Here is a 12,265-nt window from a genome sequence, read left to right as displayed (position 1 = left end):
TCGTTGACTCCTCTACTTGATCGCATTCGTTGTGGCCAGATAGTGCGGCGGCTCTCCGCCACCGTGCACTTCCAACGCGGCGCCACTGATATAGGAGGCCGCATCCGACGCCAGAAATGCTGCCGCCCAACCGATATCGTCCGGCTTGGCAAGGCGGCCGAGCGGGACGTTCTTCGAAATCGCCGCGATCGACTCGGCGTCGCCGTAGAACAAGTCGGCCTGCTCGGTTTCCACCATGCCGACCACCAACGCGTTCACCCTGACCTTCGGCGCCCACTCCACCGCCAACGTCTGCGTGAGACTCTCCACACCCGCCTTGGCCGCGCCGTAGGCGGCAGTGCCCGGAGTCGGCCGTCGCCCGCTGACACTGGTGATGTTGACGATCGAACCGCCGCCCGGCTGATGTTGCATCTTGTCGTTTGCATGTTGTGAAACCGACAGCGCACCGAGGAGATTGAGTTCGATGATCTTACGGTTGAACTTGGCGCTGGAATCCGCGGTGAGCACGTACGGCGAACCGCCGGCATTGTTGACGACAACGTCCAGTCTGCCGTGTCGGTCGACGACAGCGTCGATCATCGCCTTGACGGCGTCGTCGTCGCGGATATCGCACGAGTGAAACTCATAGGGCAGGCCCTCGACGGCTCGGCGCGCACAGGTGATTACCGTGGCGCCCTGTCCGGCGAAAACTGCACTGATGCCAGCGCCGACCCCCCGAACGCCGCCGGTCACCAGCACCACCCGCCCGGCCAGACCCAGATTGATCGCAGGGTCTCCTTCGGTGCGGGTCACTGTGCTAGCGTACCAAGCAAGTGCTTGCTTAGGTAGCCGACCCCAGGGAGTGCCAATTGACGATCACATCTGCCGTCAAAGAACCGGGCATCGTCGCGGTCACCGTCGACTTTCCGCCGGTTAACGCCATTCCGTCGGGCGGTTGGTTCGAACTGGCCGACGCGTTGACCGCCGCCGGCCAAGACGCGGAGACCCACGCGGTGATCCTGCGCGCCGAGGGCCGCGGCTTCAACGCCGGCGTCGATATCAAGGAAATGCAGCGCACCGAGGGATTCACCGCGCTGATTGACGCCAACCGCGGTTGCTTCGCCGCATTCCGGGCGGTCTACGAATGCGCGGTCCCCGTGATCGCGGCGGTCAACGGATTCTGTGTCGGCGGCGGGATCGGGCTGGTCGGCAACGCCGACGTCATCGTCGCGTCGGACGATGCCACGTTCGGTCTACCCGAGGTGGAGCGCGGGGCGCTGGGCGCGGCCACCCACCTGTCCCGGTTGGTGCCGCAGCACATGATGCGGCGGCTCTTCTTCACCGCGGCCACCGTCGATGCCGCCACCCTGCACCACTTCGGCTCGGTGCACGAAGTGGTGCCGCGAGATCAGTTGGACGAGGCCGCGTTACGGGTTGCCCGTGACATCGCGGCCAAGGACACCCGGGTGATCCGGGCAGCCAAGGAAGCGCTGAACCTCATCGACGTGCAGCGAGTCAATTCCAGTTACCGCATGGAGCAAGGCTTTACCTTCGAACTCAACCTGGCCGGCGTTTCCGACGAGCATCGCGATGCATTTGCCGGCACCGCCAAGTCTTCGGAGAAGAAATCATGAGCGATAAGCGGACCACCTTCGACGACGTCGTCGCGCAGTTGCGCAGCGGGATGACCATCGGGATCGGTGGCTGGGGGTCGCGGCGCAAGCCGATGGCGTTCGTTCGTGCGATCCTGCGTTCGGATGTCAAGGATTTGACTGTCGTCACCTACGGCGGCCCGGATATCGGACTTCTGTGCTCGGCAGGCAAAGTGCGCCGCGTCTACTACGGCTTCGTCTCACTGGACTCGCCGCCGTTCTACGACCCGTGGTTCGCCAAAGCGCGCACCAGCGGCGCGATCGAAGCCCGGGAAATGGACGAGGGCATGCTGCGCTGTGGGCTGCAGGCCGCGGCGCAGCGGCTACCGTTCCTGCCGATCCGCGCCGGGCTGGGCAGTTCCGTGCTCGACTTCTTCGAGGGCGAGTTGGCCACGGTCCGCTCGCCGTATCCGGCGCCGGACGGGCGGCACGAGACGCTGATCGCAATGCCGGCACTGCGCTTGGACGCCGCATTTGTACACCTCAATCTCGGCGATGCCCAGGGCAATGCCGCATACACCGGCATCGATCCGTACTTCGACGACTTGTATCTGATGGCCGCCGAGAAGCGTTACCTGTCCGTAGAGCACCTGGTCTCGACCGAGGAGCTCGTCAAGTCGGTGCCGCCGCAGGCCCTGCTGGTGAACCGGATGATGGTCGACGCTGTTGTGGAAGCCCCGCGCGGCGCCCACTTCACCACCGCTGCACCTGACTACGGGCGCGACGAGAAATTTCAACGCCACTACGCCGAGGCTGCTGCGTCGGAAGAGACCTGGCAACAGTTCGTCGACACCTATCTGTCCGGCAGCGAAGCCGACTATCAAACGGCCGTGCGCAAGTTCGAGGAGTCCGCATGATCACCCGAGCCGAAGTTTGCGTGATGGCCTGCGCCGAGCTGTTCCGCGACGCCGGCGAGATCATGATCAGCCCGATGACCACAGTGGCCTCGGTCGGCGCGAGGCTGGCCCGGTTGACGTTTTCCCCCGACATCCTGATTACCGACGGGGAGGCACAACTCCTGGCGGATACCCCAACGCTGGGCGCCACCGGCGCCGTCGAGGGGTGGATGCCGTTCGGGCGCGTGTTCGAGACGCTGGCCTGGGGCCGACGGCACGTGGTGATGGGTGCCAATCAGGTTGACCGCTATGGCAATCAAAACCTGTCCGCGTTCGGCCCGCTGCAGCACCCGACCCGGCAGATGTTCGGCGTCCGGGGCGCACCCGGCAACACGATCAACCACGCCACCAGCTACTGGGTCGGCAACCACTCCAAGCGGGTGTTCTGCGACACCGTCGACGTAGTGTCGGGGATCGGCTACGACAAAGTCGACCCGGACAACCCGGCGTTCCGGCTCGTCGACGTGCACCGGGTGATCTCCAACCTCGGCGTGTTCGACTTCGGCGGTCCCGACCGCACCATGCGGGTACTGACCCTGCACCCGGGCGTATCCGCTGAGGACGTGCAGGAGGCCACCTCGTTCGAGGTACACGGCTTGTCTGATGCGCAAGAGACCCCGCCACCGGGCGAGGACGAGCTACGGTTGATCCGCGAGGTCATCGATCCGAAGTCGTTGCGCGACAAAGAGGTGCGGGCATGAGATTGCGGACGCCGCTGACCGAGTTAGTCGGCGTCCAGCACCCGGTCGTGCAAACCGGGATGGGTTGGGTGGCCGGGGCGCGACTGGTCTCGGCCACCGCGAACGCCGGCGGTCTGGGGATCCTGGCATCGGCGACGATGACCGTCGACGAGTTGGCGACTGCGATCGGGAAAGTCAAGGCCGCCACCGATAAACCGTTCGGTGTCAACATCCGCGCCGATGCCGCCGACGCCGGCGACCGGGTGGATTTGATGATCCGCGAAGGTGTGAAAGTGGCGTCGTTCGCGTTGGCGCCCAAGCAGGAACTGATCAACCGGCTCAAAGACGCCGGCTCGGTGGTGATTCCGTCGGTTGGCGCCGCCAAACACGCACGCAAGGTGGCCTCCTGGGGTGCCGACGCGGTGATCGTGCAGGGCGGCGAAGGCGGCGGGCACACCGGCCCGGTTGCGACGACGCTGCTGCTGCCGTCGGTGCTGGACGCCGTGGACATCCCGGTGATCGCAGCCGGCGGCTTTTTCGACGGCCGTGGGCTGGCCGCGGCGCTGAGTTACGGTGCGGCCGGGGTGGCGATGGGCACCCGGTTTCTGCTCACCTCGGATTCCACCGTTCCCGACGCGGTCAAACAGCGCTATCTGAAGTCCGCGTTGAACGGGACGGTGGTCACCACCCGTGTCGACGGCATGCCCCACCGGGTGCTGCGGACGGGACTGGTCGAGAAGCTGGAAAGCGGTTCGCGGGCAAGGGGTTTTACCGCCGCGATCCGCAACGCGGGGAAATTCAAGAAGATGTCGCAGATGACATGGCCATCGATGATCCGCGACGGCCTGGCGATGCGCCACGGCAAGGATCTGACGTGGTCGCAGGTGGTGATGGCTGCCAATACACCGATGTTGCTGAAAGCCGGTCTGGTGGAGGGCAACACCGATGCCGGCGTATTGGCCTCCGGTCAGGTGGCCGGCATCCTCGAAGATCTGCCGTCGTGCGCAGAGCTGATCCAGACGATCGTGGCCGACGCCGTCAAACACCTGCAGGCGGCATCCGCGCTGGTTGAGTAGCTGTGTGCGTCGGGCCCGGCCTTGGAGCCACCTGCACCACGTCGTCGATCAGTCGGGTCGGATAGACCGGCACCGCGACAGCGGGATCGTCGAGGCAGCGGCCATCATCGAGGGCGAAAGCCTGTTTACCGATGGGTGATTGAATAACTGCGCATCCGGCGCGATCGCCGGTAAGGCCGCGTGACAGCACCGCGGCGCGCGAGAACGGGTCAATGTTGCCGATGGCATGCAGCGAACCGTCGTCGAGCCGGAAGAGCGCCACCTGCGATCCGTCGTCGAGCAGCACGCCCACCCCGCGGCCAGGGATGAGGTAGTCGTAGTCGCACGCTGTGGTCCAGCTCTCCTTACCGGACACCGGCAGCACCGCTCACGGTGTCGCCCGTCCCACCACGAGCGGGCGGACGACCCGCGGCACGCCGCGCCACACGGCGTCGTCGGCTGCGACCCTAAAGCCGCAGGCCCGCATCAGCTCGATGGTCTGCCGGTTGCAGCAGCAGCCGCCTGCGAAGCGACGCCATGGTTGGAGCAGGCTGTCTTGGCACGCCGCGAGGAAGCGAGAGCTCGCCCGCACGTGTTCGATGAACAGCAACTGCCCGTCCGGCCGGAGCACGCGTGCGATCTCACGAAGCGCGCGTGCGGGATCGTCGACGGTGCAAAGGACGAGCGTCGAGACGACGGTGTCCACGGAAGCGTCGGCCAGCGGCAGCCGCTCGGCAGATGCGTCGACGATCCGCCCGATGCGCGCGTGGCGCTGCAGACGACGCGCAAGCCGTTGGCGCATCCCCGGCTCGGGCTCGGCGAGCACGAGCTCGGTGAGGCCGTCGGGATAGTGCGCGATGTTCAGCCCAGTGCCGGCGCCGATTTCGACGACGCGTCCGCGGGCGCCGCCCAGCAGCGTCCTGCGCCGGCGGCGCATGCCCGCTATCTCGCCCAGCGAGAGGAGCGGGTCGTAGATCAGCGCGAATATCCGCAGCCACGTTGCAGATTGCGTTCCCGCCGGGAGCTCGGTGTTTGATTCGGTGCTCGCGATATCCGTCATCCAGCGAACGTACGAGTGGTCGCATCGTGGGCGCATCGCTCAACGCGGCCATCTTCCGCAGATGGCCCTTTTCGGCTATCTCACAGCAGTCCGAGATGCGCCGCCTCCGCGACCGCGGCCGTCCGTGAGGTGCGACCCATCTTGCGACGGATGTTTGCGACATGGCGGTGAACGGTATGCGGGCTCAAGACGAGCTGCTCTGCGATCTCGCGATCGCTGAGGCCGCGTGCGACGCAGGCGAGGATCTCACGCTCACGACTGGACAGCAGGACAGACTCTTGCTCGCTCGCGTGATGCGCCGGCGACTGCACCGGTGCCAGCGCTTCGCGGCAGGCGCGCACAACGGAGTCGACGTCACCGAGCCAGGGAAAGTGCGCGCTGCCCTGCAGCGGGATAAACGTCGCACCTGGGATCGCGGCGGCGACCTCACGCCCGAGCCGGTAAGGGACGGCGCGGTCGTCGCGGCGATGCACGACCCATACCGGCGGATGGACGAGCGGAAGCTGCGCGCGGACATCGAGGCGATAGACGAGATCCAGCAAAGCTGCAGCGGTCTCGGCACTCGCCGCCTCCCGCTGGAACCGCGCGAAACGTTCCTGCTCCGCAGAGTCGGCACCTCCGAGGAATAAGTCACTCAGCAGGCGCGACCCTAGTCCCCAATGCGCGCGTACCGCCGCGAGGATCGCGGTCCCGACGCCTGGGGCCGTAATCGCCGCGCCATCGGGATAGGACCCGTAGAGCACCAGGTGCTCGACGCGCTCGGGGAACGCTGCGGCAAACGCAATCGCGGTGCAGCTTCCGGATGAGCCGCCGAACAGCGACACTCGGTCGAGCTCAAGCTCGTCGAGAAGCGCGCACAGCGTCGCGACTTCCCCGTCGAGATTCAGATCCGACTCTTGCACCGTGCGGTCCGACATGCCGACGCCGAGCCGGTCGTAACGGATTAGTGCGTAGCCAGCCGCGACTTCTTCCCAGAATCGCCGAAAACCCGCGCTCTGCCAGTCGAGTTCGAGGTGACTCAGCCACCACGCGGGAGCCACGAGCGGTGGACCGTCCCCACGTATCTCGTACGCCACGCGGCCGGCGCCGCGGGGGAGGAACCGAATCTCGGACTTCGCCAGCATCGCATGAGTTTACGGCCCTCGCCCTTATGCCGCGACCGTGCGTGTCCCCGGACAACACGCCGCTGATTGTCGCGGGATTGCGCACGCTCGCGGACGACGGGTCAGATTCGTTAGGCGCCGTAGGCGCGCGCGATCTCCTCTGAGCTTGCCCACCCGCTGTAAGTGGGACGTTGGGGCCAGCCGTCCGGTGAATCCTGCCACTCTTCCTGGCGCCCGTACGGCAATATGTCGATCAATGCGAACGAGTGACTAAGCTGCTCAGTCCCGCGCCCGTTGGTATGCCAGGTGCGATACACCCGAACCCCGTCGCGCAGAAAGACATTCACCGCGAACCCGCCGCTCGGCGGAGCTCCGACATCGGCCCCGAACGAGCTATTGGCAGTCGAGTACCACGTCATCCGGTTACCCACCCGCCGCTTGTACGCAAGCGCTTCGTCGATAGGCCCCTGCGTGACAATGACAAACCGTGCGTCGTAGCTATCCAGGAACTCCAGGCGGGTGAACTGCGAGGTGAACCCGGTGCAGCCGGGGCACTGCCATTCCTCACCCGGGAACCACATGTGGTTGTACACGATCAGCTGCTGCTTGTCTTCGAATATGTCGACTAGCCGAGCCGGTCCGTTCTCCCCTGCCAGCACGTAGTCTGGCATCTCGATCATCGGCAGACGTCGTCTCTGCGCGGCGATTGCGTCGAGCTCCCGGGTGGCTGCCTTCTCCCGAGCGCGCAACGCATCCAGTTCACGCTGCCAGGTTTCTTGGTCGACCACGGGGGGTAAAGCTGCGGTCATCACGACGATCTCCCTTCATCATCAATGCCAAGGGGCGCCGCGGAAGCCGCGGCAGCATCGGCGGCAAGCTCGCCGAGATTGTGTAACGAGTTCTTCAGGTGATCGAGGGGGAACGGCGGAAATTGGATGTGCTCACGTAGCGTGGCCGGCACCGCCGACCAGTCGTAGGTCAACACGACCTGCGTCTCCGACGGACCCAATGGTGTCACGTCGTATCGCCAGATCCATCCACCGAATTCGATATTGCCGTCGCCGGCGAGGTCTTGTCCTGGTTTCCACGCGATGGCGCGCGGAGGCTCGTAGGCGACCACCTGATTTGCCATCTCGTAGGTTCGCACCGGGTGATTGTCGTGATACATCGCCATCCGGAAGATCTGGCCCACGTCATTCAACTGCAGCCCGTCGAGCGATTCGCGGACCCAACCGGTTCCGTCGATGGCTGCATGCGCTGTCGGGTCGGCGAGGATACGAAACACGGACGCGGCCGACGCATCGATGGTGGCGACCTCACTGACTACATCGTCGGTCATGGTGGCTCCTGGTGCTACTGGTATCGGACTAGATGTTCACGCCGTCCACATTTGGTGTAATGTTCACACCGTACACTTGAGCCTGAGGAGGGTCAAGAGTTGGCCGACTTGAAGACCGCTTATCACCATGGGGATCTGCAGGACGCATTGATCGACGCGGGCCTCGAACTCACTCGTTCCAGCGGGCCGGACGCACTGACCATCCGGGAAGCGACTCGGCGGGTTGGTGTTTCGCCTAACGCCGCATACCGTCACTTTGCCGACCGTGAAGCATTGCTACGGGCGGTTGCCACCGCCATCCAGCACCGGATGGCGACGCAGATGCACACCTCGATGCACCGCCGCGGTTCTTACGAACTGCAGGCAGGTGACCGGCTGCGAGCGGTCGGGCTGGGCTACATCAGGTTTGCGCTTGACGAGCCAGGGTGGTTTTCGACGGCTTTCTTCGGCGCCGATCTAACCGACAATTGGAACGAAACTGATATTGCCCCACCGTATCTCGCGCTGGTCGACGCACTTGACGCCATGGTAAAGGCGGGCGTGCTGACCGCCCAACGACGCGCCGACGCCGAATGGCCCTGCTGGTCGGCGGTGCACGGATTCGCCGAACTGGTCCTCCGTGGACCGCTAAGGCGGGCGAATCGCCGTGAGGTCAACGCGCTGGCGAGGCGCACAGTCGACGACATCATTGCCGGCTTGTCACGATGACGGCTCGCGTTCATGCCGCGAGGGTGCGTGTTCCCGCGACACGCCCCGGCGTGTCGGCCGGGGACACGCACGCTCGCGCAAAAGAGGGGGTTAGAGGCGTTCGATGATTGTGACGTTGGCGGTACCACCGCCCTCACACATCGTCTGCAAGCCGTACCGGCCGCCGGTGCGCTCCAACTCGTTGAGCATGGTGGCGAACAGCTTGGCCCCGGTAGCGCCGAGCGGATGACCCAGCGCGATCGCGCCGCCGTTGGGATTCACCTTCTCCGGGTCGGCCTTGATCTCCTTGAGCCAGGCCAATACGACGGGTGCGAACGCCTCGTTGATCTCGACCACGTCGATGTCCTCGATCGACAGCCCCGTCTTCTCCAGCGCATAGCGGGTCGCCGGAATGGGGCCGGTCAGCATGAACACCGGGTCGGCGCCGCGGGCGCTGATGTGGTGGATGCGGGCCCGCGGCGTGAGCTTGTGATCCTTGACGGCCTGCTCGGACGCCAACAGCACCGCGCTGGCGCCGTCGGAGATCTGGCTGGCCACCGCTGCGGTCAACCGGCCTCCCTCGGACAGGGTCTTCAGTGACGCCATCTTCTCCAGCGACGTCTCACGCGGGCCCTCGTCGATCCGGAACCCGTCGACCTCGACGATCTCGTTGTCGAAGTGCCCGCCATGAATCGCTGCCAGCGCCCGCTGGTGGCTGCTCAGCGCGAACTGCTCCATTTCCTCACGGGAGAGGTTCCACTTCTCGGCGATCAATTCCGCGCCGCGGAACTGCGAGATTTCCTGGTCACCGTAGCGGTGCAGCCAGTTCTTAGACTCACTTGTGGGAGAGGTGAATCCGAACTCCTTGCCGACCACCATTGCTGACGCGATCGGGATCTGGCTCATGTTCTGCATGCCACCGGCCAGAATCACATCCGCGGTGCCCGACATGATCGCTTGCGCGCCAAAAGAAATCGCCTGCTGGCTGGATCCGCACTGCCGGTCGACGGTGACGCCTGGGACCTCTTCGGGGTAGCCGGCCGCCAGCCAGGCGTTGCGGCCGATGTTTCCGGCCTGCCCGCCCAGCGCGTCCACACAGCCCACGACGACATCGTCGACGGCCGCGGGGTCCACGTCGACGCGGTCGAACAACCCGTGAAATACGGCTACCCCCAAGTCGATTGGGTGCACACCAGCCAGCGATCCGTTGCGCTTGCCGACCGCCGTCCGCACAGCGTCGATGATGTACGCGTCAGTCATTTCAGACTCCTTCTCTATTTGCGGTGATTCCGCCCAGGACTATCGCGAGGTATTGCTGACCCACTTGTTGAGCGGTGAGCGGTCCGCCGGGCTGATACCAGCGCACCGACACCCAGGTGGTGTCGCGGATGAATCGGTAGACCAGGTCGACGTCGAGATCGGGCCGCAAGTAGCCCTCCTCCATCCCCTGGTGTAGCACGTCGACCCACATCTTGCGCTGCCGTTTGTTGAGGTCTGCGACGTAGGAGAACCGAGGCTGCGACGAGAGCCGCTTGACCTCGTCCTGATAGATGACGACTTGCGCGTGACGATGTTCGATCGCGTCGAATGACGCCATGAACAGGCCCTTGAGTCGCTCCAACGGATTGGGTTCGCTGTCGATGATTTCCTGGTAGCGGTCAAACAGCCAGTCCAGAAAGCCACGCAGCACTTCATCGACCATCTCCTCCTTGGAGGAAAAGTGGTGATACAGGCTGCCGGACAGAATGCCTGCGCCGTCGGCGATATCGCGGACAGTCGTCGCGCGCAGGCCGCGCTCGGCCATCATCGTCGCGGCGAGCTCCAGGAGTTCTTCACGCCGGGTCATGGATGCTGGCTCGATACCGAAATCACTTCTCCGGTCAGGTAACTGGAGTAATCGCTGGCCAAGAACGCGATCGTGGCGGCCACCTCCCACGGCTCGGCGGCGCGGCCGAATGCTTCGTCGGCCGACAACCGGTCGAGTAGTTCGGCCGAGGTGGTCTTGTCGAGGAATTTGTGCCGGGCGATACTGGGCGACACCGCGTTGATCCGCACGCCGTATTCGACGGCCTCGACAGCGGCACAGCGGGTCAGCGCCATCACCCCGGCTTTCGCTGCGGCATAGTGCGATTGGGAGTGCTGGGCGCGCCAGCCCAGGACGCTGGCGTTGTTGACAATCGCACCGCCGTGGCCGGCATCGCGGAAGTAGCGCAGCGCCGCCCGGGTGGCGCGGAACACCGATGTCAGGGTGACGTCGAGCACGCGGTCCCATTCGTCATCGGTCATGTCGGCCACCGGGGTTTGCCCACCCAAGCCGGCGTTGTTGATCAGGACGTCGACTCGGCCTAACCGTGCGGTGGCAGAAGCGATCAGCGCGTCGATTTGTGCGGTGGAGGTGACATCGCAGAGCACGTGCTCGACGCGGCCCAGCCCCAGTGCCGACAGTTCGCCGGCGGTCTCGCCCAGTCGTCGTTCATGGTGGTCGGAGACGACGACGTCGGCCCCCTCCAGCAGCGCACGCCGCGCAGTCGCCGATCCGATGCCGGTGCCTGCGGCGGCGGTGACGACCACGACTTTGCCGGTCAAAAGGCCGTGTCCGTCAATCTCTTTCGGTGCGCTGGCAAGCGTCATCCCTTGATCTCCCGGGGCAGGCCGAGCACCCGCTCGGCGATGATGTTGCGCTGGATTTCATTGGAGCCGCCGTAGATGGTGTCGGCCCGGGTGAACAAGTACAGGCGCTGCCATTCGTCGAAGTCACCGTCGGTCAGCGCCATACCCGCCTTGCCCCGCACGTCCATCGCGATCTCGCCCAACTCGCGATGCCAGTTGGCCCACAACAGCTTCGACACGTTATCTTTTCCGGCGGCCCGGCCGCCCCCCTCGGCGTCCATGGTGGCCAGGGCATAGCTGCGCATCGCCCGCAGGCCGGCCCAGGACCTGGTCAGTCGTTCCCGGATCAACGGATCGTCTGCGGCACCGGTGCGCTTGGCGAGCTCGACGACGCCGTCGAGTTCGCGTGCGTAGACGATCTGCTGCCCGAGCGTCGACACACCTCGCTCGAATGTCAGCGTTCCCATCGCGACCCGCCAGCCGTCACCGGGGGCGCCGACAATCAGATCGGCGTCGGTACGGGCGTCGTCGAAGAAGACCTCGTTGAATTCCGAGTCACCGGTGAGCTGGACGATCGGGCGGATCTGCACCCCGGCCTGGTCGAGAGGCACCAGCAGATAGGACAATCCGGCGTGCCGCTTGGAGCCCTTTTCGGTGCGCGCGATGACGAAGCACCACTGCGCCCAATGTGCCAGCGACGTCCACACCTTCTGGCCGTTGATCACCCACTGGTCGCCGTCGAGCACCGCGGTCGTGGACACGTTGGCCAGGTCGCTTCCGGCGCCGGGCTCGGAATAGCCCTGGGACCACAGTTCGGTGACGTCGAGGATCGTGGGTAAAAACCGCTGCTGTTGCTCGGGGGTGCCGAACTCGATCAACGTCGGCCCGAGCAGTTCCTCACCGAAGTGGTTGACCTTGGCGGGCGCGTTGGCGATCGCGTACTCCTCGTAGAACGCCACCCGGTGAGCGACGGACAGACCTCGCCCGCCGTGTTCGACCGGCCACCCCAGGCAGGTCAGCCCCGCTGCCGCCAAATGCTGGTTCCAGGCCCGTCGCTCCTCGAAGGCCTCATGCTCACGGCCGGGGCCGCCGAGCCCCTTGAGCGCGGCGAACTCCCCAGTCAGGTTCGCGGCCAGCCAGTCGCGGACCTCGGCCCGGAACTCCTCGACGTCCTGCACCCCTGTAGGCTAACCTACCAAGCACT

The 12,265-nt window shown here is 65.3% G+C and carries 15 protein-coding genes; 5 read left to right on the top strand and 10 right to left on the bottom strand.

The genetic code is table 11. From position 1 onward, the window contains the following. Positions 1–12: 12 nt before the first annotated feature. Positions 13–792 (bottom strand): SDR family oxidoreductase, encoded by a 780-nt coding sequence (locus AC5Y49_RS16975; RefSeq protein ID WP_499889044.1) that lies wholly within the window; start codon positions 790–792, stop codon positions 13–15. Between the two features lie 56 nt (positions 793–848). On the opposite strand from AC5Y49_RS16975, the gene echA20 reads away from it, so the two are divergent. Genes echA20 through ipdC form a run of 4 tightly spaced genes read left to right on the top strand, consistent with a single transcriptional unit; the run spans position 849 to position 4,283 of the window. Then, the gene (echA20, locus tag AC5Y49_RS16970; protein WP_499889042.1) at positions 849–1,613 is read left to right on the top strand and encodes a (7aS)-7a-methyl-1,5-dioxo-2,3,5,6,7,7a-hexahydro-1H-indene-carboxyl-CoA hydrolase; all 765 of its coding nucleotides are present in this window, start codon (positions 849–851) and stop codon (positions 1,611–1,613) included. Next, complete coding sequence (gene ipdA, locus AC5Y49_RS16965; protein ID WP_499889040.1) at positions 1,610–2,488, top strand: cholesterol ring-cleaving hydrolase subunit IpdA; 879 nt, start codon at positions 1,610–1,612, stop codon at positions 2,486–2,488. Before echA20 ends, ipdA begins: the two co-directional genes overlap by 4 nt. Then, positions 2,485–3,228 carry a cholesterol ring-cleaving hydrolase subunit IpdB gene (gene ipdB / locus AC5Y49_RS16960; protein ID WP_499889038.1) on the top strand — a complete coding sequence of 248 codons (744 nt, stop codon included), beginning with the start codon at positions 2,485–2,487 and terminating at the stop codon, positions 3,226–3,228. The genes ipdA and ipdB overlap by 4 nt, the downstream gene beginning before the upstream one ends. Further along, positions 3,225–4,283 carry a (3aS,4S,5R,7aS)-5-hydroxy-7a-methyl-1-oxo-octahydro-1H-indene-4-carboxyl-CoA dehydrogenase gene (ipdC, locus tag AC5Y49_RS16955; RefSeq protein WP_499889036.1) on the top strand — a complete coding sequence of 353 codons (1,059 nt, stop codon included), beginning with the start codon at positions 3,225–3,227 and terminating at the stop codon, positions 4,281–4,283. The genes ipdB and ipdC overlap by 4 nt, the downstream gene beginning before the upstream one ends. On the opposite strand, the gene nirD is transcribed toward ipdC, so the two are convergent. The 5 genes from nirD to AC5Y49_RS16930 form a co-directional block, all read right to left on the bottom strand. Beyond that, on the bottom strand, positions 4,246–4,647 hold the full coding sequence (nirD, locus tag AC5Y49_RS16950; protein WP_499889034.1) for a nitrite reductase small subunit NirD: 402 nt from the start codon (positions 4,645–4,647) through the stop codon (positions 4,246–4,248). The genes ipdC and nirD overlap by 38 nt on opposite strands. 3 nt (positions 4,648–4,650) lie before the next feature. Beyond that, a complete protein-coding gene (locus AC5Y49_RS16945) occupies positions 4,651–5,322 on the bottom strand; it encodes a class I SAM-dependent methyltransferase (RefSeq protein WP_499889032.1) in 672 nt (223 codons plus the stop codon). 80 nt (positions 5,323–5,402) lie between these two features. Continuing rightward, the gene (locus AC5Y49_RS16940) at positions 5,403–6,446 is read right to left on the bottom strand and encodes an alpha/beta fold hydrolase (protein ID WP_499889030.1); all 1,044 of its coding nucleotides are present in this window, start codon (positions 6,444–6,446) and stop codon (positions 5,403–5,405) included. Positions 6,447–6,556: 110 nt separating this feature from the next. Further along, positions 6,557–7,234 carry a DUF899 domain-containing protein gene (locus AC5Y49_RS16935; protein ID WP_499889028.1) on the bottom strand — a complete coding sequence of 226 codons (678 nt, stop codon included), beginning with the start codon at positions 7,232–7,234 and terminating at the stop codon, positions 6,557–6,559. Next, positions 7,234–7,764 carry an SRPBCC family protein gene (locus AC5Y49_RS16930; protein WP_499889026.1) on the bottom strand — a complete coding sequence of 177 codons (531 nt, stop codon included), beginning with the start codon at positions 7,762–7,764 and terminating at the stop codon, positions 7,234–7,236. The genes AC5Y49_RS16935 and AC5Y49_RS16930 overlap by 1 nt, the downstream gene beginning before the upstream one ends. Before the next feature lie 99 nt (positions 7,765–7,863). Here AC5Y49_RS16930 and AC5Y49_RS16925 point away from each other — a divergent pair, with 99 nt between their 5' ends. Continuing rightward, a complete protein-coding gene (locus AC5Y49_RS16925) occupies positions 7,864–8,472 on the top strand; it encodes a TetR/AcrR family transcriptional regulator (protein WP_499889024.1) in 609 nt (202 codons plus the stop codon). A gap of 90 nt (positions 8,473–8,562) precedes the next feature. On the opposite strand, the gene fadA6 is transcribed toward AC5Y49_RS16925, so the two are convergent. The 4 genes from fadA6 to ipdE1 are packed head-to-tail and all read right to left on the bottom strand — an operon-like array spanning position 8,563 to position 12,239. Then, positions 8,563–9,711 (bottom strand): steroid 3-ketoacyl-CoA thiolase FadA6, encoded by a 1,149-nt coding sequence (gene fadA6 / locus AC5Y49_RS16920; protein ID WP_499889022.1) that lies wholly within the window; start codon positions 9,709–9,711, stop codon positions 8,563–8,565. 1 nt (position 9,712) lies between these two features. Further along, positions 9,713–10,297: a TetR family transcriptional regulator KstR2 gene (kstR2, locus tag AC5Y49_RS16915; protein ID WP_499889020.1), complete on the bottom strand. Its 585-nt coding sequence runs from the start codon at positions 10,295–10,297 to the stop codon at positions 9,713–9,715. Continuing rightward, positions 10,294–11,082, bottom strand: coding sequence for a (5R,7aS)-5-hydroxy-7a-methyl-1-oxo-2,3,5,6,7,7a-hexahydro-1H-indene-carboxyl-CoA reductase (ipdF, locus tag AC5Y49_RS16910; protein WP_499889019.1), 789 nt, complete (start codon positions 11,080–11,082; stop codon positions 10,294–10,296). Before ipdF ends, kstR2 begins: the two co-directional genes overlap by 4 nt. Further along, positions 11,079–12,239, bottom strand: coding sequence for an acyl-CoA dehydrogenase IpdE1 (gene ipdE1, locus AC5Y49_RS16905; RefSeq protein WP_499889017.1), 1,161 nt, complete (start codon positions 12,237–12,239; stop codon positions 11,079–11,081). Before ipdE1 ends, ipdF begins: the two co-directional genes overlap by 4 nt. Positions 12,240–12,265 lie beyond the last annotated feature (26 nt).

This window comes from Mycobacterium sp. NGS62 (assembly GCF_059812285.1).
This window is presented reverse-complemented; position numbering and strand designations above follow the sequence as displayed.